The 20,940-nt window shown below is 72.2% G+C and carries 21 protein-coding genes and 1 riboswitch; of the genes, 9 read left to right on the top strand and 12 right to left on the bottom strand.

The window, feature by feature from the left end; all coding sequences use genetic code 11:
• Positions 1 to 36 precede the first annotated feature (36 nt).
• From ACQZOG_RS20140 to ACQZOG_RS20130, 3 genes are all read left to right on the top strand, one after another.
• Positions 37 to 540, top strand: a complete 504-nt coding sequence (locus tag ACQZOG_RS20140) for a GNAT family N-acetyltransferase (protein ID WP_033272051.1) — start codon at positions 37 to 39, stop codon at positions 538 to 540.
• Between the two features lie 49 nt (positions 541 to 589).
• Positions 590 to 760: riboswitch (cobalamin riboswitch) on the top strand.
• A 125-nt stretch (positions 761 to 885) separates the two neighbouring features.
• Entirely contained in the window at positions 886 to 3,243 is a 2,358-nt protein-coding gene (locus tag ACQZOG_RS20135) for a ribonucleoside-diphosphate reductase subunit alpha (protein ID WP_193466592.1), read from the top strand.
• A gap of 56 nt (positions 3,244 to 3,299) precedes the next feature.
• Positions 3,300 to 4,256 carry a ribonucleotide-diphosphate reductase subunit beta gene (locus tag ACQZOG_RS20130; RefSeq protein ID WP_203588083.1) on the top strand — a complete coding sequence of 319 codons (957 nt, stop codon included), beginning with the start codon at positions 3,300 to 3,302 and terminating at the stop codon, positions 4,254 to 4,256.
• A gap of 21 nt (positions 4,257 to 4,277) precedes the next feature.
• Here ACQZOG_RS20130 and ACQZOG_RS20125 read toward each other — a convergent pair whose 3' ends face one another.
• Positions 4,278 to 4,499: a hypothetical protein gene (locus ACQZOG_RS20125; protein WP_203550129.1), complete on the bottom strand. Its 222-nt coding sequence runs from the start codon at positions 4,497 to 4,499 to the stop codon at positions 4,278 to 4,280.
• Between the two features lie 93 nt (positions 4,500 to 4,592).
• Between ACQZOG_RS20125 and ACQZOG_RS20120 the strand changes: the two genes are divergently transcribed.
• The gene (locus ACQZOG_RS20120) at positions 4,593 to 5,555 is read left to right on the top strand and encodes a GlxA family transcriptional regulator (protein WP_037641485.1); all 963 of its coding nucleotides are present in this window, start codon (positions 4,593 to 4,595) and stop codon (positions 5,553 to 5,555) included.
• A gap of 22 nt (positions 5,556 to 5,577) precedes the next feature.
• Here ACQZOG_RS20120 and ACQZOG_RS20115 read toward each other — a convergent pair whose 3' ends face one another.
• From ACQZOG_RS20115 to ACQZOG_RS20070, 10 genes are all read right to left on the bottom strand, one after another.
• Positions 5,578 to 6,945 (bottom strand): cytochrome P450, encoded by a 1,368-nt coding sequence (locus tag ACQZOG_RS20115; protein ID WP_430741699.1) that lies wholly within the window; start codon positions 6,943 to 6,945, stop codon positions 5,578 to 5,580.
• Positions 6,942 to 8,027 (bottom strand): epi-isozizaene synthase, encoded by a 1,086-nt coding sequence (cyc1, locus tag ACQZOG_RS20110; protein ID WP_033272654.1) that lies wholly within the window; start codon positions 8,025 to 8,027, stop codon positions 6,942 to 6,944. Before cyc1 ends, ACQZOG_RS20115 begins: the two co-directional genes overlap by 4 nt.
• Before the next feature lie 216 nt (positions 8,028 to 8,243).
• Positions 8,244 to 8,894, bottom strand: a complete 651-nt coding sequence (gene def / locus ACQZOG_RS20105; protein WP_033272057.1) for a peptide deformylase — start codon at positions 8,892 to 8,894, stop codon at positions 8,244 to 8,246.
• A 147-nt stretch (positions 8,895 to 9,041) separates the two neighbouring features.
• Complete coding sequence (locus tag ACQZOG_RS20100) at positions 9,042 to 10,022, bottom strand: tetratricopeptide repeat protein (RefSeq protein ID WP_019522890.1); 981 nt, start codon at positions 10,020 to 10,022, stop codon at positions 9,042 to 9,044.
• A 156-nt stretch (positions 10,023 to 10,178) separates the two neighbouring features.
• Entirely contained in the window at positions 10,179 to 11,441 is a 1,263-nt protein-coding gene (locus tag ACQZOG_RS20095) for an HD-GYP domain-containing protein (protein ID WP_193466594.1), read from the bottom strand.
• Complete coding sequence (locus ACQZOG_RS20090) at positions 11,438 to 12,817, bottom strand: HD-GYP domain-containing protein (RefSeq protein ID WP_033272058.1); 1,380 nt, start codon at positions 12,815 to 12,817, stop codon at positions 11,438 to 11,440. Before ACQZOG_RS20090 ends, ACQZOG_RS20095 begins: the two co-directional genes overlap by 4 nt.
• Positions 12,818 to 12,956: 139 nt before the next feature.
• Complete coding sequence (rsrA, locus tag ACQZOG_RS20085; protein ID WP_033272059.1) at positions 12,957 to 13,259, bottom strand: mycothiol system anti-sigma-R factor; 303 nt, start codon at positions 13,257 to 13,259, stop codon at positions 12,957 to 12,959.
• Positions 13,256 to 13,942, bottom strand: coding sequence for an RNA polymerase sigma factor SigR (sigR, locus tag ACQZOG_RS20080; RefSeq protein WP_033272060.1), 687 nt, complete (start codon positions 13,940 to 13,942; stop codon positions 13,256 to 13,258). Before sigR ends, rsrA begins: the two co-directional genes overlap by 4 nt.
• Before the next feature lie 259 nt (positions 13,943 to 14,201).
• Positions 14,202 to 14,876, bottom strand: coding sequence for an alpha/beta hydrolase family protein (locus ACQZOG_RS20075; RefSeq protein ID WP_033272062.1), 675 nt, complete (start codon positions 14,874 to 14,876; stop codon positions 14,202 to 14,204).
• Between the two features lies 1 nt (position 14,877).
• Entirely contained in the window at positions 14,878 to 15,693 is an 816-nt protein-coding gene (locus tag ACQZOG_RS20070) for an SOS response-associated peptidase (protein WP_033272063.1), read from the bottom strand.
• 60 nt (positions 15,694 to 15,753) lie between these two features.
• Between ACQZOG_RS20070 and ACQZOG_RS20065 the strand changes: the two genes are divergently transcribed.
• From ACQZOG_RS20065 to ACQZOG_RS20050, 4 genes are all read left to right on the top strand, one after another.
• Positions 15,754 to 16,476, top strand: a complete 723-nt coding sequence (locus ACQZOG_RS20065; protein WP_033272656.1) for a M50 family metallopeptidase — start codon at positions 15,754 to 15,756, stop codon at positions 16,474 to 16,476.
• A gap of 86 nt (positions 16,477 to 16,562) precedes the next feature.
• Complete coding sequence (aroA, locus tag ACQZOG_RS20060) at positions 16,563 to 17,879, top strand: 3-phosphoshikimate 1-carboxyvinyltransferase (protein WP_033272064.1); 1,317 nt, start codon at positions 16,563 to 16,565, stop codon at positions 17,877 to 17,879.
• A 9-nt stretch (positions 17,880 to 17,888) separates the two neighbouring features.
• Positions 17,889 to 18,899 (top strand): ribosome small subunit-dependent GTPase A, encoded by a 1,011-nt coding sequence (gene rsgA / locus ACQZOG_RS20055; RefSeq protein WP_193466595.1) that lies wholly within the window; start codon positions 17,889 to 17,891, stop codon positions 18,897 to 18,899.
• A 109-nt stretch (positions 18,900 to 19,008) separates the two neighbouring features.
• Entirely contained in the window at positions 19,009 to 19,332 is a 324-nt protein-coding gene (locus ACQZOG_RS20050; RefSeq protein WP_033272066.1) for a DMT family transporter, read from the top strand.
• Positions 19,333 to 19,399: 67 nt separating this feature from the next.
• Here ACQZOG_RS20050 and ACQZOG_RS20045 read toward each other — a convergent pair whose 3' ends face one another.
• A complete protein-coding gene (locus ACQZOG_RS20045) occupies positions 19,400 to 20,011 on the bottom strand; it encodes a TetR/AcrR family transcriptional regulator (protein WP_058916928.1) in 612 nt (203 codons plus the stop codon).
• A 127-nt stretch (positions 20,012 to 20,138) separates the two neighbouring features.
• Between ACQZOG_RS20045 and hisN the strand changes: the two genes are divergently transcribed.
• Positions 20,139 to 20,939 (top strand): histidinol-phosphatase, encoded by an 801-nt coding sequence (gene hisN, locus ACQZOG_RS20040; protein WP_033272068.1) that lies wholly within the window; start codon positions 20,139 to 20,141, stop codon positions 20,937 to 20,939.
• Position 20,940 lies beyond the last annotated feature (1 nt).

Genomic DNA, 20,940 nt, shown 5'->3' with positions numbered 1-20,940 from the left:
GGCCCGCTGTCGTGCCCGTGCGGCAGACTCCCCCGCATGGACATCGTCATCCGGCCGGCGACGCCCGGCGAGCACGCGGACCTCGGTGAGATCACCGCTCAGGCCTATCTCGGCGACGGGCTGCTGGACTTCGGGGAGTCCGACTCCTACCTGGACGAGCTGCGGGACGTGGGCAAGCGGGCGGCGGCCGCCGAGGTGCTGGTCGCCGTGGCGGACGGCGCGCTGCTGGGCGGGGTGACCTTCGTGCCCGGCCCCGGGCCCATGGCCGACATCGCGGAGCCCGGCGAGGCGGAGATACGGATGCTGGCCGTCTCCCCCGCCCACCGCGGCCGGGGCGCCGGTGAGGCCCTGGTGCGCGCCTGCGTCGACCGGGCGCGGGCGCTCGGCCGCACCCGCATGGTGCTGTCCACGCAGCGCACGATGCACTCCGCGCACCGGGTGTACGAGCGGTTGGGCTTCACGCGGGCCCCCGGGCGGGACTGGAACCCGCTGCCGGAGCTCGACGACATCATGCTGCTGGTCTACGAACTGACGCTCTGACGGCCGGGCGCAGCCCTTCCGTCCGACCCCACCATAACCCCAGCGCGACACAACATATGGGTCCGTCGGCGACACCCGGCACAAGATGTATGCTCATGCTCGCTGTCGCCGCAGGGGAATCCGGTGCGAATCCGGAACTGTCCCGCAACGGTGTACCCATGCCTGCCCACGGGCGCGCACGGGAGTCAGTCCGAGGACCTGCCGACAGTGCGCCCGGCCCTTCCGGTCCGGGTGCCCTGACGTCCGGGCCTCGCGGAATGGGCCGGTGGACGCGACGCCGCGTGCGTTCGTGTGCTGCCCCCTGCGCTCTTCGAGGCCCCCGTGCCGAGCGAGGGAGAGCCACACGTGACCATCGCGCCAGCCGATCCGGCTTCAGCGACCCGCGTGACCGAGGACAGCGACGGCCCCGGGGCCGCGCTGCTGCGGACCCTGACCCAGCTGACCGCCGACCTGCCCGACGCCGACGCCGGCCGGGTGGCCGCGGCCGCGCTGCGCGGCCGGTCCGCCTCCGCCGACGAGGCGGAGCTGCGGGACCTGGCCACCGAGGCGGCGGCCGGGCTGATCTCCGAGGACCCCGCCTACTCCCGGCTCGCCGCCCGGCTGCTCACCCTCGGCATCCGCGCCGAGGCCGCCTCGCAGGGCGTCACCTCGTTCACCGGCTCGGTGGCCGCCGGTCACCGGGAGGGCCTGATCGGCGACCGCACCGCCGCGTTCGTCCGGCTCCACGCGGCCCGTCTGGACGCGCTGGTCGACACGGACGCCGACGACCGGTTCGGCTACTTCGGCCTGCGCACCCTGCACAGCCGCTACCTGCTGCGCCACCCGGTCACCCGCAAGGTCGTCGAGACGCCCCAGCACTTCCTGCTGCGGGTGGCCTGCGGGCTCGCCGAGGACGAGAGCGAGCGGGCGCTGGAGGACGTCGCCGCGCTGTACGGGCTGATGAGCCGGCTGGACTACCTGCCCTCCTCCCCCACGCTGTTCAACTCCGGCACCCGCCACCCGCAGATGTCGTCCTGCTACCTCCTGGACTCCCCCAAGGACGAGCTGGACTCCCTCTACGAGCGCTACCACCAGGTCGCCCGCCTCTCGAAGCACGCCGGCGGCATCGGTCTGTCCTTCTCCCGCGTCCGCGCCCGGGGTTCGCTGATCCGCGGCACCAACGGGCACTCCAACGGCATCGTCCCGTTCCTGAAGACGCTGGACGCCTCGGTCGCCGCCGTGAACCAGGGCGGCCGGCGCAAGGGCGCCGCCGCGGTCTACCTGGAGACCTGGCACGCGGACGTCGAGGAGTTTCTGGAGCTGCGCGACAACACCGGTGAGGACGCCCGCCGTACGCACAATCTGAACCTGGCGCACTGGGTCCCGGACGAGTTCATGCGCCGGGTCGACGCAGACGCCCAATGGTCGCTGTTCTCCCCCGTCGACGTGCCCGAGCTGGTCGACCTGTGGGGCGAGGAGTTCGACGCGGCCTACCGAGCCGCCGAGGCGAAGGGCCTGGCCCGCAGGACGCTCCCGGCGCGCGAGCTGTACGGCCGGATGATGCGCACCCTCGCGCAGACCGGCAACGGCTGGATGACCTTCAAGGACACCGCCAACCGCACCGCCAACCAGACCGCCGAACCGGGTCACGTCGTCCACTCCTCCAACCTGTGCACGGAGATCCTGGAGGTCACCGACGACGGGGAGACGGCGGTCTGCAACCTCGGCTCGGTCAACCTCGCGGCCTTCGCGGGCCCGGACGGCATGGACTGGGAGCGCCTGGACGCGGCGGTCCGCACCGCCGTGACGTTCCTGGACCGGGTGGTCGACATCAACTTCTACCCGACCGGGGAGGCGTCCCGGTCCAACAGCCGCTGGCGCCCGGTGGGTCTGGGCGTGATGGGGCTGCAGGACGTGTTCTTCCGGCTGCGCGTGCCCTTCGACTCCCCCGAGGCGAAGGCGCTGTCCACCCGGATCGCCGAGCGCATCATGCTCGCCGCGTACGAGACGTCCGCCGGTCTCGCGGAGCGGCACGGTCCGCTGCCCGCCTGGGAGAAGACCCGCACCGCGCGGGGCGTGCTGCACCCCGACCACTACGGAGTCGAGCTCGCCTGGCCGGAGCGCTGGGAGGCACTGCGGTCGCGGATCGCCGCGACGGGCCTGCGCAACGCGCTGCTGCTGGCGATCGCGCCCACCGCGACCATCGCATCGATCGCGGGCGTGTACGAGTGCATCGAGCCGCAGGTGTCCAACCTGTTCAAGCGCGAGACGCTGTCCGGGGAGTTCCTCCAGGTCAACTCGTACCTGGTGGAGGACCTCAAGCGGCTGGGCGTGTGGGACGCGCGCACCCGTGAGGCGCTGCGCGAGGCGAACGGCTCGGTGCAGGACTTCGCGTGGATCCCCGAGGACGTACGGCGGCTGTACCGCACGGCGTGGGAGATCCCGCAGCGCGGCCTGATCGACATGGCCGCCGCCCGGACCCCGTTCCTGGACCAGGCGCAGTCGCTCAACCTGTTCCTGGAGACGCCGACCATCGGGAAGCTCTCCTCGATGTACGCCTACGCCTGGAAGCAGGGGCTGAAGACCACCTACTACCTGCGTTCCCGTCCGGCGACCCGGATCGCCCGCGCGGCCCGCGCCGCCGTCCCCGTCCAGCAGCCGGCCGACCCCGAGGCCGTCGCCTGCTCCCTCGAGAACCCCGAATCCTGCGAGGCCTGCCAGTGACCACCAGCACGACCAAGAACCTGCTCGACCCCGGCTTCGAGCTGACCCTGCGCCCCATGCGCTACCCGGACTTCTACGAGCGCTACCGGGACGCGATCAAGAACACCTGGCATGTCGAGGAGGTGGACCTGCACTCGGACGTCGCCGACCTGGCGAAGCTGACGCCCGAGGAGCAGCATCTGATCGGCCGGCTCGTGGCGTTCTTCGCCACCGGCGACTCGATCGTGGCGAACAACCTGGTGCTGACGCTGTACAAGCACATCAACTCGCCCGAGGCGCGGCTGTACCTGTCACGGCAGCTGTTCGAGGAGGCCGTGCACGTCCAGTTCTACCTGACCCTGCTGGACACCTACCTGCCCGATCCGGACGACCGGGCGGCGGCGTTCGCGGCCGTGGAGAACATCCCGTCCATCCGGGAGAAGGCCGAGTTCTGCTTCCGGTGGATGGACTCGGTGGAGAAGATCGACCGGCTGGAGTCGCGGGCCGACCGGCGCCGCTTCCTGCTGAACCTGATCTGCTTCGCGGCCTGCATCGAAGGGCTGTTCTTCTACGGCGCCTTCGCCTACGTCTACTGGTTCCGCAGCCGGGGTCTGCTGCACGGGCTGGCGACCGGCACCAACTGGGTGTTCCGCGACGAGACGATGCACATGAGCTTCGCCTTCGACGTGGTGGACACCGTGCGCAAGGAGGAGCCGGAGCTGTTCGACGAGGAGCTCGGGCGGCAGGTCACCGACATGCTCCGCGAGGCCGTCGAGGCGGAGCTGCAGTTCGCCCGTGACCTGTGCGGGGACGGGCTGCCCGGCATGAACACCGCGTCGATGCGGCAGTACCTGGAGTGCGTCGCCGACCAGCGTCTGGTGCGGCTGGGCTTCGCGCCGGTGTACGGCTCGGAGAACCCGTTCTCGTTCATGGAGCTGCAGGGCGTGCAGGAGCTGACCAACTTCTTCGAACGCCGTCCGTCCGCGTACCAGGTCGCCGTGGAGGGCACGGTCGACCTGGACGAGGACTTCTAGGGCCCGGGCGCCGGGGCCGTCTCACGCCGCGCGTGCGTGGCGGCGGGAGGCGGCCCGGTGCTCCGGCCGGGACGCGGCCGGCATACCGGGCGGCTCGGTGACCAGGGTGGCCCGGGCCCGCCGGATCTGCCGGTCGATGCGGCGGTCGCGCAGGATGCCGATCACGGCGGGCGCGACCATGAGGACGAACAGGCCGAGAACGGCCACCATCGCGATCAGTGCTTCTGTCTGCGTCGTGTTCATGGACACCACTGTGCCGCCGGACGCTCCTTACGAGGAGTGGCAGGACTGTCGTGCACCCTCGATTTACTGCCAACGGCGAGGCACACTGGAGCCATGCTCCGGAATGTGGCGGCCGTCCTGCTCGACGGCGTGAATCCGTTCGAACTCGGCGTGGTCTGCGAGGTCTTCGGCATCGACCGCAGCGACGACGGGCTGCCGGTGTACGACTTCGCGGTCGTCTCTGCGGAGGGGGCCTCGGTGCGCGCCAGCGCCGGTTTCACGCTCCAGACCGAGCACGGCCTGGACCGGCTGGACGCGGCCGACCTGATCACCGTGCCCGCCGGCGCCTCCTACACCTCCCGGGAGTTCCCACCCGAGATGCTGGACGCGCTGCGCCGGGCGGTGGACCGGGGCGCGCGGGTGCTGAGCGTGTGCTCCGGGGCGTTCGTGCTGGCCGCCGCCGGGCTGCTGGAGGGCCGGCGGGCCGCGGTGCACTGGAAGCACGCGGAGGAGCTGAGCCGCCGCTATCCGCATCTGACGGTCGAACCCGACGTGCTCTACGTCGACGAGGACCCGGTGATCACCTCGGCGGGCACCGCCGCGGGCATCGACGCCTGTCTGCACCTGGTGCGCAAGGAACAGGGCCCTGAGGTGGCCAACCGGATCGCCCGCCGGATGGTGGTGCCCCCGCACCGCGACGGCGGGCAGGCCCAGTACATCGAACGTCCGCTGCCGGAGCCCGGGGGCGACTCGGTCGCCGGGGTGCTGGTGTGGATGGAGCAGCACCTCGACGAGGAGGTCACCGTCGAGCAGCTCGCCGCCCGCGCCCTCATGTCGCCGCGCACCTTCGCCCGCCGCTTCCAGCAGGAGACCGGCACCACGCCCTACCGCTGGATCCTGCGCCAGCGGGTGCTGCTCGCCCAGCATCTGCTGGAGCGGACGGACGAGACGGTGGACGCGATCGCGGGCCGCGCCGGCTTCGGCAACGCGGCCGCGCTGCGCCACCACTTCGTGCGCGCGGTGGGGACCACCCCGCAGTCCTACCGGCGCGCGTTCAGGGGCCCGGAGGCCGCCTGACCGCGCGCCGGTCGGCGGGGCGTCAGCGGGGCAGCGCCCGCAGCATCAGCCGGCGGGGCCGCAGCGTGATGCCGATGCGGGGCCGGGGATCGGAGTCCGACGCGTGCTCGAAGCCGTACGCGTGGGCGACCACGGCGGTGACGAGCGTGAGCTCCGCCATGGAGAAGTGGTCGCTGGGGCACTTGCGGTTGCCCACGCTGAACGGGCTCATCGCGTACTTGGGCACGTCCTTCGACCGCTCCGGGAGCCAGCGGTCCGGGTCGAAGTCCTCGTTCCGCTCGTACGACCGCCGGTCGCGCTGGACCGCGAACGGGCTGTAGATGAGGTCCGCACCCTTCGGAATGCGGTAACCGCCGAGTTCTGTGTCGGCGACCGCGCGCCGGGTCAATATCCAGACGGCCGGATACAGCCGCAGGGTCTCCGTGACGACATTCGCGGTGTACGTCAGCTTCCGCACGTCCTCGAATGCGACCGGGCGGTCGCCGACCACGGATTTCACCTCGTCGCGGATCTTGTCGCCGAGTTCCGGGTGCTCGGTGAGAACCAGGAGGAGCGACATGATCGTGGAACCGACGGTTTCCGCGCCGGGGGTCAGGATGGCGATGACCTGATCATGGATCTCCTGCTCCCCGATGGGGTCGCCATTGTCGTCCTTCGCCTCCAGCAAAGCCGTCAGCAAATCGTCCGGCTTTTGACCGCTCGCCCGTCGGTCGGCCACGATCTCGTCGACCAGGACATGCAAATCGGACAGGGCGCGGTTGAATTCCCGATTGGCCGGAAGCGGAATCTTGTAGAGCGGTCCGAGCGGCACCACCATGCGCTGGTACATCCCCGCGAACAGGGTGGTGAGGTCGGCGCATATGCGGTCGGCGTGGGCGTCCATGTAGCCGCCGCGCATCAGGCAGCGGGCGGCGACCCGCACGGCCACGCGGAACGACTCGTACGTGATGTCCAGCACCCCGTCCGCGTCCCGCCAGCGCTCCACGAGCGCGTAGGCCTCCTCCGCCATGATCGGACCGTAGGCGGGGATCGCGTCGAGCCGGAACGCCGGCTGGATGGTGCGCCGCTGGCGGCGGTGCAGCGGGCCGTTGGCGGTGGCCACGCCCTCCTTGCCGAGCAGGCTCTCCAGCGACTCCCACAGGGGCCCGGCGATGATGTAGTCCGGGCTGAGCGCCACCGCTCCGGTGAGGGCGGGGGTGGTGACGGCGTAGACCGTCTTGGGACCCAGTTTCAGGCGCACCACGTCACCGTGGTCGCGCAGCTGGGACAGGAAGGCCAGCGGGTCGCGCACCAGGCGCCAGCCGTGACCGAGGAGCGGGACGGCACCGCCCGCCACGGGCGGCTCGGCCGTCGCGGCGGTGTCCTCCGGGCGTACGGACTCGACGGTCATTTCTCACCTTCCGTTGCGTTGTCGACGTACGGGGGCGTGGACCGGTCGTCCCAGCTGTCGACCCGGTACCGGCCGGACTCGTGGTGGAACCAGTAGACGGAACTGAACCAGTTCCGCATGTTGCCGACGCAGGCGCGTACGGCGGCGCTCGTCTCCTTTCCGCCCACCGTCCCGTCGTCGAGCCGGTCGGCGAACCGTAATGCCTCCTGTTCCGCGTCCAGGAATTCGCTGATGCATTCCTCGACGCGGCGCCGTATGTCAGCGATCGCCTCTTCGAGGGTCATTCCCTCGTGGGTGACGAGACTGATGCCGAGATTGTGCACCTCGTTCCCGGCGATTTCCTTGGGCAGCGAACAGAGGTCGTTGTACCAGGCGGCGAATTCCTGACTGAGCAGCGCCGGTTTCCGATAGGCCGGGTTCTTCCGCACCGCGTCCGGGAGTTCGTACCCCGCGCTCGGTTCCAGAAGGTCCGTCCAGATCCAGTGCGCGAACGTGAGGCGGCGCAGTTCGAGGTATTCCTCGACGGTCGGGACGACGCCTTCGGTGCGGTTGTGGAACTCCCGGTCGTACGCCTCGATCACGGCGTGGAAGTGACGCGCGAACCGCGCGTTCCAGGTGTCCGGAAGGAATGCGTGGAGCCGCCGCACGCTGTCGGCGAGGCCCGCGACCACGGGGTCCTGGTGACCCAGGTGGTCACCGGGGCGGTCGAGGGCGCTGTGCAGCAGGTCCTTCAGCCGCCGCCAGGCGTCGGGCCGGCCGTGCACGATGTCGCGATCGTGACGGTCGTCCCAGACGAAGAACCAGGCGCTGTAGTCCGCTATCGCCTGGAGGACCTCGTCGGGCGCGCCGAGGTAGTAGCCCGCCATGAGGTCCGTGTAGCACAGGCCGTCGGCATATTCCTCCACCTTCTCCGGGGTCATGAGCCGCTTTTCGAGCAGCCATGCCCGGGTCTCCCTCTGGAGCTTCGGCCAATACGGGTGGAGTCGCCGGGGAAACGCCGCCTCGATCACCGGAAGAGACAGCGCCGGTGGAACTGCGATGGTGGTCGGTGTCGATGTGGAGCCGTGTGACAAAGCATGCACGAACATTCCCCTCTCAGCCGCCAGTTGAGCGCCCGCCCCCCGAGCCGGGCGTACGCCGTGCGTATCCCCGTACCTCCATTCAGCACCACAACTGACCGTTGTGGGAACGGATTTGCTTCTTTCACTACCTTTGGATGCGCACAGACGAACGGCGCCCGTCCGGGATGTGCCGGATCGGGCGCCGTGCGCGGGATGTGAGGGGAGCCGTGAAGGCGGTCAGTCGTTGGCGACCACGGGGTAGCGCGGCTCGTTCTCGGCCATCTGCTTGAGCGCGGCCTTACGCTCGCGCTTCGACAGACGGTCGATGTACAGGTAGCCGTACAGGTGGTCCGTCTCGTGCTGGAGGCAGCGCGCGAAGTACCCCGTCCCGCGTACCCGGATCGGGTTGCCCTTCTCGTCCTGACCGGTCACCTCGGCGTAGTCGGGCCGGGCCAGCGGCGCGTACGCGGTGGGCACCGACAGGCAGCCCTCGCTGCTGTCGTCCAGCCGGCGCCGCTCGGCGGGCAGTTCGACCAGCTTGGGGTTGCAGACCACGCCGACGTGGCGCACACCCTCGTCGTCGGGGCAGTCGTAGACGAAGACCTTCAGGTCGACACCGATCTGGTTGGCGGCCAGACCCACGCCCTCGGCGGTGCGCTGGCTGGCGAACATGTCGGCGACGAGCTGCTGGAACTCCTCGCCGAAGTCCGTGACGTCCTTGCACTCCTTGTGCAGCACCGGGTTGCCGACCACGGTGATCGGGCGCGAGGTGCCGCGCTCCCGCCACTCCGCCTCGCGCTTCTCGCAGTCCTCCGTGTCGATGACGTAGCCCTCGTCGTCGACGGGGAGCACGCCCGCGTGCTGCTGATCGGTGTCCTGCTGAGCCATGACCGACGTGTGCCTTCCTGAGATGACCGAGACTGCTGTGACAAGGGTAAGTGCAGCGCTCCTTCAAGGGGCGCGGGGCAGCGTCGACGTGCGGCTCCGCCGCGTGGGCGCGATCAGCCGCCACGGCCCCGCAGCCGACCGCGAGCCTCAACAAACCTCTTCGAGATCCCGCCAGTCCCTGGAATCAGGGCTGTCAGCCACCCACCCGTCCAGCAACCCCCGGACCAGAGAAGCCGGGGCAGCGATGCCGCACTCCCGCTCCGGCACCCACAACTGCCCGTCCGTCCGATGCCCCAACGGCCCGGGATGCCCCGGCTCACTGTGATCGTGCGGATCGAGGTGCTCCCCGTCACCCTCGTCCGACGGCATCCGCGACTCCGAGCACATCCGGCACAACAGCCGCACCGACGACGACCAGTCCTCGGCCGCGAACCCGGCGTCGGAGGCGAGCTGTTCCAGCGCGTCCCGGTCGGCCTCGGACGCGGCCTCCAGCAGCACCACCCAGGTCGGCACCGGCGAGGGCGCCCACAACTCGATCTCGTCGAACACCGGGTAGGTGTGCCCGGCGGCGGTGCTCCGCTCGCCGTGCGGAACCCCGTCGTGCAAAACGACCTCGCCCCAGCGGCGGCCGGAGGACGGCAGGGGGATGGACAGCACCTCGATGCGGGCGGGGTCGAGCCGCCGCCCCCACACCACCTCGGCCTCCCCCTCCGGGGACAGCCGTACGGCCGCGCTGCCCAGGTCCATGCCGAGGGGCTCGCCCGAGTCGGTCGCGGGGCCGGGCACCTTCAGCCCGTACGCCTGCCAGGCGCGGCGGGCCAGCGGCCAGTCCTGGAGGGCGGTGGCCGCGATGCCCACGTTCCACCAGTCCGGGGCGCCGGTGTCGCGGTCGAGCAGGGCGACGGCGCGCAGTCCGGCCGCGCGCGCCTGCTCCCAGTCGTGCCGAAACTTGTGCAGCAGCGCGAGGTTGAACCAGGACTCCGACAGCCAGGGCTCCAGGTCGGCGGCCCGGGTCAGCAGCGCGCCCGCGTCCTCGTACCGGCCGTCGCCGATGAGCGTGAACGCGCGGTCCGTGGCCTGCCGCCAGGAGGCGGAGGGCCGGTGACGTCCCTTGCCGAAGATCCTCACGATTCCCGCCTGCCAGTTCCGTTCGGTGGGCCGGCCGCAGCGATCGGCACCCCCGGACACCCTCTCCTTCGCATCCAACCACGTACGGCCGCGAGGGCGCTCATTACCCATGGGTTACCCAGCTCGGCCGGGAACCAGACCGCCCGGTCCGCCCTCTCACCACGACCGGTCCACCTGCTCACGCGTCCCCTCCGTGTCCCGGGACAGAACCCTGGCCAGGGCCTCGACGACCTCCGGCGCGTACTCCCCGGCGGCCCCCAGCCGCAGTTCCTCCAGCGCGGTCAGCGGCCCTCCGGGCCCTCCTTCCCTGCACTTCTCGTCGTACGCGTTCACCACCCGGACGATACGGGCGGCGAGCGGCTGCTCGGCGTGCGGGTCGGCCTGACGCTCGACGATCCCGGCGACCCGGGGGTCCACCCCGGTCTGCCGGACCACCGCGCCGCCCAGGAGCGCGATCCGCCGCTGCTCGGCGGGCGGCAGTCCGGCGGTGGCGCCCTCGGGCACCGGGTCGACGAGGCTGAGCTGCCCGATGTCGTGCATCAGCGCCGCGTACTCCAGCACGGTCAGCTCCGGCTCGGTCAGCCCGAGGTCCCGCCCCACCGCCTGGCTGAGCGCCGCGACCCGGCGCGAGTGCCCGTGCGGGGTGTACCCGGCGATCTCGGTGGCCCGCGCGAGGGACGCGATGGTCTGCCGGTAGGTGGCGCGCACCGCCGTGTACCTCCGGTGGGACAGCTGCGCGAGCAGCAGCGGCACGGAGAACACGGGCAGCGCCCACAGCCCCACGACCGCCGCGCCCAGCGCCATCACCGCGCCGGTGGCGACGACGGCGGCGCCGATGCCGGGCACGGCCCGCAGCTCGTCGCGCAGCAGCGGCGGGAAGGGCCAGCCGGTGCGGGAGTGGGCCAGCGCGGCGGCGAGCACCGCGTCGCACAGCGCGGTCAGGGTCAGCAGGACGAGCAGCAGCAGCGCGTGTCCCGGCCCGCTGAAGTCCTCGAACGCGCCCCGGGCGTGCAGCGGGTGGAAGCACACGGCGACGAAGCCCACGGTCAGCACCCTGCGGGTCACCGGGTCCAGGGCGGGCCCGTCGCCGCGCCCGACGTGCGGGACGCTGCCCAGCAGCGACGCGGCGAGCACCACGGTGACGACCTGGGCGGCGCCGTGCCCGGCGGGCCGCCCCGCGACCTCGCCGAGCAGTGCGTACGCCAGCGAGCCGGCCGCGGCCACCGGCGCGGGCTCCCGGATCCCCCGGCCGCCCCGCCGGGTGAGTTCGCCGACCGCGACGAGCGTGCCGAAGGCCAGGGCGGTGGAGCGGTCGTCCACGCCGTGGTACAGCGTCGTGCCCAGCGAGCCGGCCGCGAGGACGGCGGCGCACAGATGCACGACGGTGTGCAGCGGGACGGTGTGCGCGCGGGGCCTCACCGGCGCGCCCCGGGACGGCCGGTGACGTGTCCGGCGGGACCGGGCACGGCCGTCCGCCGGGGCTCGTCGGCGGTCACCGCGGGGTGCCAGCCGGTGCGGCCGATCGCGGTGACGAGCGCCTTGACCATCCGCGGGTCGAAGTGCGTGCCCGCGCACCGCTCGAGCTCCTCCAGCGCCACGGGCACCGGGCGCGCCCTGCTGTAGCTGCGGGTGGAGGTCATCGCGTCGAAGGCGTCGGCGACCGCGACCACCCGCGCGGACTCCGGGATCTGACCGCCCGCCAGCCCGTAGGGGTAGCCGGTGCCGTCGAGGCGCTCGTGGTGGTGCAGCACGGCGGCGCGGGCCTCGCCGAGGAAGGAGATGCCGCGCACCATCTCGTGCCCGTACTCGGGGTGCAGTTCGATGACCCGCCGCTCCTCGGGGGTGAGCGGGCCGTTCTTGGTGAGCAGCCGGGTGGGCACGCCGAGCTTGCCGACGTCGTGCAGGATGCCGGCGAAGCGCAGCGTCTCGACCCGCTCGTCGTCCATGCCGAGTTCGCGCGCGATCAGCATGGAGGCGCGGCCGACGCGCTCGCTGTGACCGCGCGTGTAGCCGTCCTTGATGTCGACGGCCTGCACCAGCGCGCGGATCGTGGCCTGGTGGGCGGCGCGCTCCCGGTGGTACTGGGCGAACGCCCACCACGAGACGCCCATCGGCAGCAGCACCAGCAGCGCCGCGACCGGCCCGTAGGGGCTGCGCCACAGCAGGGCCATCATCAGCCCGGCCAGGCCGTGCACGGTGAGCGGTGCCAGGGAGCCGAGGAACAGCCGCCACCAGGCGGCCACGGGACGGCTGCGCGGCAGCCCGCCGGGGGCGGGCACCAGGACACCGCCGTCGAGCAGGGTGAGGACGAGGCAGAACGCCAGCACGGCGACGCCCGCCGTGGCGAGGGCGCCCGGCATGTCGCAGTGCGCCACCGCGTCCCTGCCGCCGGTCTTCAGATGCACCAGGCTGGCGGCCCACACGGCGACGACGAGCCGGCCCGTGCGCCACAGCCGGCGCGCGAGACGCGGACCGTGCTCGACGGGCAGCAGCAGCGCCCCGGGCAGCGCCACGAGGGCGGCGGCGGTGGGCGGCAGCAGGAAGGCCCCGGCGAGCAGCACGGGGTGGAAGGCGCCCCCGGGGTGCGGTCCGGCGACGAGACGGGACCGGGCGAGGCGCTCGCAGCCCGCGTACAGGGCGGCGAGCAGGACGACCGGCCACCAGGGGACACGCGGGTCGGGCAGGGACGACAGCACCCCCGGCCGGGGAACGCCCGGCAGCGGGAGCAGACAGCACAGTCCCAGCAGGGTGACGCCGACGAGATACACCCGGGCCCGCGCCGGTAACGCCTCCATGAGCCCCTCCCCCGACCGTGCCGCGCGCCTTCCGTCGCCCGCCGGCTCCTGGAGCCTAGGGCGGGGGAGGGCGCCGCCGCGGGCGTACCGCCCGCGGATTAGCACAATCGGGTGACGCGGCCCCGGGGGTGGGGAGGTGTCAGGACTCCTGCGGAGCGGCCGTGACGTCCTTCTCGGGCACGTTGTGTCCGGAGCGGATCAGCTCGATGCGGCCCATGACCTTCGAGCGCAGGTCGCCCGGCACGTCGTCCTGCCCGCAGCACCGCTTCACGAGCTTCTTGACCGCCTGCTCGAGCCCGTACTTCTCCAGGCAGGGCGAGCACTCCTCGAAGTGGTGCTCGAACTTCTGGCAGTCGGCATCCGGCATCTCACGGTCGAGGAACTCGTAGAGATGATCGAGGATTTCGCTGCAATCCGTCTCGTGCGGCTCTCCGCAGCTCATGACCCCGAGCCTTTCGCTTCGTTCGACTCTCCGGCACCGGCCGGGACCAGTCCGCGCTCGCGGGCGTAGTCCTCGAGCATGCCGCGCAGCTGGCGACGTCCCCGGTGGAGGCGGGACATCACCGTTCCGATGGGTGTCCCCATGATGTCGGCGATCTCCTTGTAGGCAAAGCCCTCGACATCGGCGAGATAGACCGCGATGCGGAACTCCTCCGGGATCGCCTGCAGGGCTTCCTTCACGTCCGAGTCCGGCAGGTGGTCCAGCGCCTGCGACTCGGCGGAGCGCAGACCCGTGGACATGTGCGACTCGGCGCGCGCGAGCTGCCAGTCCTCGATCTCCTCGGCCGCGGAGCGCTGGGGTTCGCGCTGCTTCTTGCGGTACGAGTTGATGAAGGTGTTGGTCAGGATCCGGTACAGCCACGCCTTGAGGTTGGTGCCCTCACGGAACTGGTGGAAGGACCCGTACGCCTTGGCGTAGGTCTCCTGCACCAGGTCCTCGGCGTCGGCCGGGTTGCGCGTCATGCGCAGCGCTGCCGAGTACATCTGGTCGAGGAACTCGAGCGCGTCCCGTTCGAAGCGCGCGCTGCGCTCCGCGGTCGACTCCGCGCGCGTGTCGCCCTGGCCCTCGGGCTGCTCCGCCTGGCCGTGTTCGGTCCCTGCGTCGGTACCGGGAACCGGACCCACCTCCTCAAGTGTCGTCGTGAGACCGAGACCGGCCTCACCCGAATCGGAGGATAGACGACGATCCGGTCCGCCCGCCGCCCGAATCGGGGCGGTCTTGGCCGCGTGCAGCACCGTCCAGTCGAGGTCGGCGCGGGCACTGCGGCTCGGGCAGAACGTGGAACCCATGCGGTGGACTTCCTCTCCTACGGCGGCGGTGCCGTTCGACCGGCACGTACGCACCCCACAACAGCGGGGACGGTCCACGCATTCCCGGCGCTCCTCAGGCGAGGCCCGCCGTCCACCGCACGACCGCGTCCGTGACGACCCGGAGGGCCTCCTCCTGTGTGAGGTCCGCCCGCTTGGGCACGGCGAAGCCGTGGTCGGCCCGCGGGACCTCCACCAGTTCGTGGTCGCCCGCGGGGAACTCGGCGGGTTTCCCGAAGGGGTCGTTGCCGCCCTGGACGACGAGCGTGGGGACGCCCGCGCCCAGCAGTTCGTCGGCGCGGGACTTCTCCGGCCTGCCCGGCGGGTGGAGCGGGAAGCTCAGCGCGAGCACGGCGTGCGCGTCCAGTTCGACGGCGGTGCGGCAGGCGACGCGGGCGCCGGCGCTGCGCCCGCCGGAGATCACCGGCAGGCCCGGCTGCGTCAGGGCGGGCCAGACGCCGCGCCACCCGGTGTCCAGGGTCTTCGGCGCCGGGGCGACCTTCTTGCCGGCCACGCGCCAGGGCTGCTCGACGAGGGCGACGGTCACGCCGTGCGCGGGGAGGACGGCGGCGAGCGCGACGAGGTCACGGGCCTCGATGCCGCCGCCCGCGCCGTGGCTCGCGGCGAGGACGAGGCGCGGCCGCCCGGCGTGGTGCCAGGTGATGCGGGCGTCGCCGGCGTCCGTGGGGATCGTCTCGGTGGTCACGTCGGTCACGTCGGACTCGGGGGTCGCTGCGGGCTCGGTGGTCACGTCAGAAGAGTGTGCCCTCTTCCGGGGCGGCCAGCTCCTTCAGCAGCTCCGGACCGTTGTTGCGGACGTTGCTGACGGCGGTGGTGACCGGGTAGGCGCGCATCAGGCCGGGCTCCGGCGGGGCGAGCAGGCCGCGCAGGTCCTCGGGGTCGGTGCGGGAGGGGTCGAGCCAGGCGTCCCAGCGGTCCTGGGTGAGCATCAGCGGCATCCGCGGGTGGATCTCGGCCAGGGTGTGCGGGCCCTCCGCCGGGGCCACGGCCAGCGGGCTCCTCTCCGCCTCGGTGGTGATCACCGAGCAGGTCACCCACCAGGCCCGCGGGTGGTCGTCGGGCAGGGTGCGGTCGCGCCAGAACTCGTACAGCCCGGCCATCGCGAAGACCGAGCCGTCGGCCGGGGTGACGAAGTAGGGCTGCTTGCGGGGCCGCTTCTTCTTGCCCTCGACCTCCAGGTCGCGCTCCTGCTTGCCGGTGACCCACTCGTAGTAGCCGTCGGCGGGGAGGATGCAGCGGCGGGAGGTGAAGGCACGGCGGTACGACGGCTTCTCGTGGACGGTCTCCGCGCGCGCGTTGATCATCCGGGCGCCGCCCTCGGGGGTCTTGGACCAGGAGGGCACCAGTCCCCACTTGAGCGTGCGCAGCTGCCGAACCGGGCGGGGGTCGTCCGCGTCCTTCAGAGGACGGTCGAGGACGGCGTAGACCTCCTTGGTCGGCGCCACGTTGTAGTCGGCCTCCAGGGTCTCCTCGGGCTCCCACTTCTCGATCTCGAAGATCCCGGCGAGATCCTCGGGCCTCCGACTCGCTGCATACCGTCCGCACATACGTGCAACACTGCCAGACTCCGCACGCGCACAGGGAGCGATCCAACACACATGACGAGCATGGTCAGCACCGCGTCCGCGTCCCTCGCCTCCCTCTGGGACGAGGTCGCGGGCACCCAGCCCGACCCGGACCTGTGGGTGGTCGTCGCGACCCTGGTGGCGGCCCTCGCCGTGGTGGTCCCGCAGGCGCCCTGGCGGATCGCGCGGAACGCGATCACCATCGCGCACGAGGGCGGGCACGGCCTGGTGGCCCTGCTCACCGGCCGCACCCTGACGGGCATACGCCTGCACTCCGACACCAGCGGCCTGACCGTCAGCCGCGGCAGGCCGACCGGCATCGGCATGATCCTCACGGCCGCCGCCGGCTACACCGCTCCCCCGCTGCTGGGCCTCGGCGGGGCGGCGCTGCTCGGCGCGGGGCGCATCACGCTGCTGCTGTGGCTGGCCACCGCGCTGCTGCTGGCGGTGCTGGTGATGATCCGCAACGCCTACGGCGCGGTGTCGGTGCTGGTCACCGGGGGTACGTTCGTGCTGGTGTCGTGGCTCGCCGGCCCGCAGGTGCAGGCGGCGTTCGCGTACGCCGTGGTGTGGTTCCTGCTGCTGGGCGGGGTGCGTCCGGCGTTCGAGCTCCAGGCCAAGCGGCGGCACGGGGGCGCCGGGGACTCGGACGCGGACCAGCTGTCCCGGCTGACGCACGTGCCGGCGGGGCTGTGGCTGTTCCTCTTCCACGCGGTGTCGGTGTGCTCGCTGCTGGGCGGAGGGCGCTGGCTGCTGGGTCTGTGACCGGGCCTGCGGTCGGTCGACCGGACGGCGTTCCGCCTGGCGGGCACGGAACGGCCGGGCTCCTCACTCCCTTATAAAGTGGCCCCATGGCCCCGAACCCCACGCACACCGCCCTCTGGCCCGCCCCGCACGCGAGCGGAGCCGTCGACGCGACGGTCCACGTGCCCGGGTCCAAGTCGGTCACCAACCGTGCTCTCGTCCTCGCCGCCCTCGCCTCCGAGCCGGGCTGGCTGCGCCGTCCCCTGCGCTCGCGCGACACGCTGCTGATGGCGGGCGGGCTGCGCGCGATGGGCGTGGAGATCGAGGAGGGCGTCGGTCCCGACGGGACGGGCGAGGCCTGGCGTGTGGTGCCGGCCGGTCTGCGCGGTCCGGCCACCGTGGACGTGGGCAACGCGGGCACGGTGATGCGCTTCCTGCCCCCGGTGGCCACCCTGGCGGACGGCCCGGTGCGCTTCGACGGCGACCCGCGGTCCTACGAGCGTCCCCTGAACGGCGTCATCGACGCGCTGCGCGGGCTGGGCGCCCGGATCGACGACGACGAGCGGGGCGCCCTGCCGATGACGGTGCACGGCGGGGGCGCGCTGGACGGCGGCACGGTCGAGGTGGACGCGTCCTCGTCGTCGCAGTTCGTCAGCGCCCTGCTGCTGTCGGCGCCGCGCTTCAACCAGGGCGTCGAGGTGCGGCACACGGGGTCGACGCTGCCGTCGATGCCGCACATCCGGATGACGGTCGACATGCTCCGCGCGGTCGGCGCCCAGGTGGACACCCCCGAGGCGGGCGGCGAGCCGAACGTCTGGCGGGTCACGCCGGGCGCCCTGCTCGGCCGGGACCTGACGGTCGAGCCGGACCTGTCCAACGCCCAGCCGTTCCTCGCGGCCGCGCTGATCACCGGTGGCAAGGTGGTGATCCCCGACTGGCCCGCGCGCACCACCCAGCCCGGCGACCGGCTGCGGGAGATCTTCACCGAGATGGGCGGTTCCTGCGAGCTGACCGAGTACGGGCTGGTGTTCACCGGCTCCGGCGCGGTGCACGGCATCGACGTGGACCTCGGCGAGGTGGGCGAGCTGACGCCGGGCATCGCGGCGGTCGCGGCCCTCGCGGACTCCCCGTCGACCCTGCGGGGCGTGGCCCATCTGCGGCTGCACGAGACGGACCGGCTGGCCGCCCTCACCAAGGAGATCAACGAGCTGGGCGGCGACGTCACCGAGACGGCCGACGGCCTGCACATCCGCCCGCGCCGGCTGCACGGCGGCGTCTTCCACACCTACGAGGACCACCGCATGGCCACCGCCGGCGCGGTCATCGGCCTGGCGGTCGACGGCGTGCAGATCGAGAACGTGGCGACCACGGCGAAGACCCTGCCGGACTTCCCCGAGCTGTGGACCGGGATGCTCGGGGCGTAGGGGTTCACGATGCGCCGCTACGGCAAGCACACCGACGAGGACGACATCCGCTCGCGCCCCAACCGCAAGGGCAACCGGCCGCGCACCCACATCAGGCCCAAGCACGAGGACGCCGCCGAGGGCATGGTGCTCACGGTCGACCGGGGCCGGCTGACCTGCCTCGTCGGAGACCGTGTCGTGACCGCGATGAAGGCCCGTGAGCTGGGCCGCAAGGCCGCCGTGGTGGGCGACCGGGTGGCCCTCGTCGGCGATCTGTCCGGCAAGAAGGACACCCTCGCCCGGATCGTGCGCATCGCGGAGCGCTCGTCGGTGCTGCGCCGCACCGCCGACGACGACGATCCGTACGAGCGGGTGGTCGTCGCCAACGCCGACCAGCTCGCCGTGGTCACCGCCCTCGCCGACCCGGAGCCCCGGCCGCGTCTGATCGACCGCTGTCTGGTGGCCGCCTACGACGGCGGCCTGGAGCCGCTGCTGGTGCTGACCAAGTCCGACCTGGCCCCGCCCGACAAGCTGCTGGAGCTGTACGGCGACCTGGACATCCCGTACGTCGTCACCAGCCGCGCGGAGCTGGAGAGCGGCGAGGCGGTGGAGCGGGTGCGCGAGCAGCTCGACGGCCGGATCACGGCGTTCGTGGGTCACTCGGGCGTCGGCAAGACTACCCTGGTCAACGCGCTGGTGCCGGAGGAGCGGCGGCGCGTCACCGGTCACGTCAACGCGGTCACCGGGCGGGGCCGGCACACCACGACGTCCGCGCTGGCGCTGCCGCTCGCGGGCGCCGAGGGCTGGGTGATCGACACCCCGGGCGTGCGGTCGTTCGGTCTTGCGCACGTCGATCCGTCGCGGGTCATCCACGCCTTCCCCGACCTGGAGCCGGGCACGGAGGGCTGTCCGCGCGCGTGCAGTCACGACGAGCCGGACTGCGCGCTGGACGACTGGGTGGCGGAGGGTCACGCGGACCCGGCGCGGCTGTACTCGCTGCGGCGGCTGCTCGCCGCGCGGGAGCGCACCGACGGGGACTGACCCGCGTCGTGTTTGCCCCGTGGTGTCGTCGGTAAGTGCATAATCGCACCGAGCCGGACACGAACCAGACGAAGCGGTCACTGTACGCGGGGAATGCGGGAGGACACACATGGCGTGGCTGCTGGTCATCGTCGCCGGGCTGCTCGAGACCGGTTTCGCCGTGTGTCTGAAGCTGTCGCACGGGTTCACCCGGCTGTGGCCGACCGTCGCCTTCTGCGCGTTCGCCCTGGGCAGCTTCGGACTGCTCACCCTGGCGCTGAAGAAGCTGGACGTGGGGCCGGCGTACGCGGTGTGGACGGGCATCGGGGCGGCGGGGACGGCCATCTACGGGATGGTGTTCCTCGGGGACCTGGTGTCCACCCTGAAGATCATCTCGATCACCTTCGTGATCGTCGGGGTGATCGGGCTCCAGCTCTCGGGCTCGGCGCACTGAGCGGTCCTCCGGGGTGGTGGACCCGCTGAAAGGGACCAGTTGCAAGGACTCGTTGAAGGGTCCCTCGCTACGGCACCGGCTGCCGGTGCAGCGCGCCCCGGACCAGTTCGCCCACGCCGTCGTCCGGCGGGGGTGCGACGACACAGGACACGGCGAGTCTGATCACCAGCTCGCAGGACCGCGCGAGGTCGGCGGTGTCGGCGCGTGCGTGCCCCGGACCGGCGAGCACGGCGACGACCCGGTCCCGGACCAGGTGCACGAGGTCGGAGGGTGAGGGCAGCGGCCCGTCGGCGCGGCGCTGCGCGGGCACCGGTGATCCGGACGCGACGGCCGCGAGGCCGGGCGTGGGCAGGCGCTCGCTCCAGCAGCCGGTGAGCATGGCCCGCACCAGCACGTTCTCGCGGGCGCTCAGCGCGGTCCACTCCGCGGTCGCGGTGAGGCGGTCCCGGGGGTCGGCGTGCGCGGTGAGGGCCCGGTCGACCCCGGCCAGGTAGCCGTCGGCCTCCCGGCGGACGAGGGCCCGCGCGAGACCGTCCTTGCTGCCGAACTCGTTGTAGAGGGTCTGGCGGGAGACCCCGGCCGCGGCGGCGACGTCCACCATCCGCACGGCGGACCACGGACGGCGGGCGAGAGCGGTGTACGCGGCGTCCAGCAGTGATTCCCGCGCTGCAGGCATCATCGCCTCCCTCGGGGCGAGCGGCCGGGACCCTGCGGTTCAGATTTGACGGGGTGTCGGGGGCTGTCAAGGGGTCGCGGAACCGGCCCCCGGTGGCCCCGGACCGATCTCGGCCGATACCGTTCGTTGCATGCCCGACTACCTCGACGACCTGCGTCTCGCCCATGTCCTCGCGGACGCCGCCGACGCCGCGACCATGGACCGGTTCAAGGCTCTCGACCTCAAGGTGGAGACCAAACCCGACATGACGCCGGTGAGCGAGGCGGACAAGGGCGCCGAGGAGCTGATCCGCGGTCACCTCCAGCGCGCCCGCCCGCGCGACGCCGTGCTGGGCGAGGAGTACGGCGTGGAGGGCACCGGCCCGCGCCGCTGGGTGATCGACCCGATCGACGGCACCAAGAACTACGTGCGCGGCGTGCCCGTCTGGGCCACGCTGATCGCGCTGATGGAGGCGGGCGAGGGCGGCTTCCAGCCGGTCGTCGGCGTGGTGTCCGCGCCCGCCCTGGGCCGCCGCTGGTGGGCGGCGAAGGGCCACGGCGCCTACGCGGGCCGCAGCCTGTCCTCGGCCACCCGCCTCCAGGTCTCCCGCGTCTCGCGGATCTCCGACGCCTCCTTCGCGTACTCCTCGCTCACCGGCTGGGAGGAGCAGGGACGGCTGGACGGCTTCCTCGACCTCACCCGCGAGGTGTGGCGCACGCGCGCGTACGGCGACTTCTGGCCGTACATGATGGTCGCCGAGGGTTCGGTGGACATCTGCGCGGAGCCGGAGCTGTCGCTGTGGGACATGGCGGCCACGGCGATCGTGGTGACGGAGGCCGGCGGCGCCTTCACCGGCCTCGACGGCCGCCCGGGCCCGCACAGCGGCAACGCCGCCGCGTCGAACGGCCTGCTCCACGACGAGCTGCTGGGGTATCTGAACCAGCGCTACTGAC

The sequence above is a fragment of the Streptomyces sp. P13-3-3 genome, assembly GCF_050571355.1.
Lineage (GTDB): Bacteria > Actinomycetota > Actinomycetes > Streptomycetales > Streptomycetaceae > Streptomyces > Streptomyces althioticus.
The sequence above is the reverse complement of the archived record's forward strand: the minus strand, read 5'-3'. Positions and strand labels throughout refer to the sequence as shown.

Bases quoted from the DNA above. Each gene is read 5' to 3' on its own strand.
- def (WP_033272057.1), bottom strand. From the start codon at position 8,894: ATGGCTCAGCAGGACACCGATCAGCAGCACGCGGGCGTGCTCCCCGTC.
- ACQZOG_RS20130 (WP_203588083.1), top strand. From the start codon at position 3,300: ATGCGCTACCCGGACTTCTACGAGCGCTACCGGGACGCGATCAAGAAC.
- ACQZOG_RS20070 (WP_033272063.1), bottom strand. From the start codon at position 15,693: ATGTGCGGACGGTATGCAGCGAGTCGGAGGCCCGAGGATCTCGCCGGG.
- ACQZOG_RS20115 (WP_430741699.1), bottom strand. From the start codon at position 6,945: ATGACCGTCGAGTCCGTACGCCCGGAGGACACCGCCGCGACGGCCGAG.
- hisN (WP_033272068.1), top strand. From the start codon at position 20,139: ATGCCCGACTACCTCGACGACCTGCGTCTCGCCCATGTCCTCGCGGAC.
- ACQZOG_RS20090 (WP_033272058.1), bottom strand. From the start codon at position 12,817: ATGGAGGCGTTACCGGCGCGGGCCCGGGTGTATCTCGTCGGCGTCACC.
- ACQZOG_RS20140 (WP_033272051.1), top strand. From the start codon at position 37: ATGGACATCGTCATCCGGCCGGCGACGCCCGGCGAGCACGCGGACCTC.
- rsgA (WP_193466595.1), top strand. From the start codon at position 17,889: ATGCGCCGCTACGGCAAGCACACCGACGAGGACGACATCCGCTCGCGC.
- ACQZOG_RS20125 (WP_203550129.1), bottom strand. From the start codon at position 4,499: ATGAACACGACGCAGACAGAAGCACTGATCGCGATGGTGGCCGTTCTC.
- ACQZOG_RS20120 (WP_037641485.1), top strand. From the start codon at position 4,593: ATGCTCCGGAATGTGGCGGCCGTCCTGCTCGACGGCGTGAATCCGTTC.
- ACQZOG_RS20050 (WP_033272066.1), top strand. From the start codon at position 19,009: ATGGCGTGGCTGCTGGTCATCGTCGCCGGGCTGCTCGAGACCGGTTTC.
- aroA (WP_033272064.1), top strand. From the start codon at position 16,563: ATGGCCCCGAACCCCACGCACACCGCCCTCTGGCCCGCCCCGCACGCG.
- ACQZOG_RS20065 (WP_033272656.1), top strand. From the start codon at position 15,754: ATGGTCAGCACCGCGTCCGCGTCCCTCGCCTCCCTCTGGGACGAGGTC.
- rsrA (WP_033272059.1), bottom strand. From the start codon at position 13,259: ATGAGCTGCGGAGAGCCGCACGAGACGGATTGCAGCGAAATCCTCGAT.
- ACQZOG_RS20045 (WP_058916928.1), bottom strand. From the start codon at position 20,011: ATGATGCCTGCAGCGCGGGAATCACTGCTGGACGCCGCGTACACCGCT.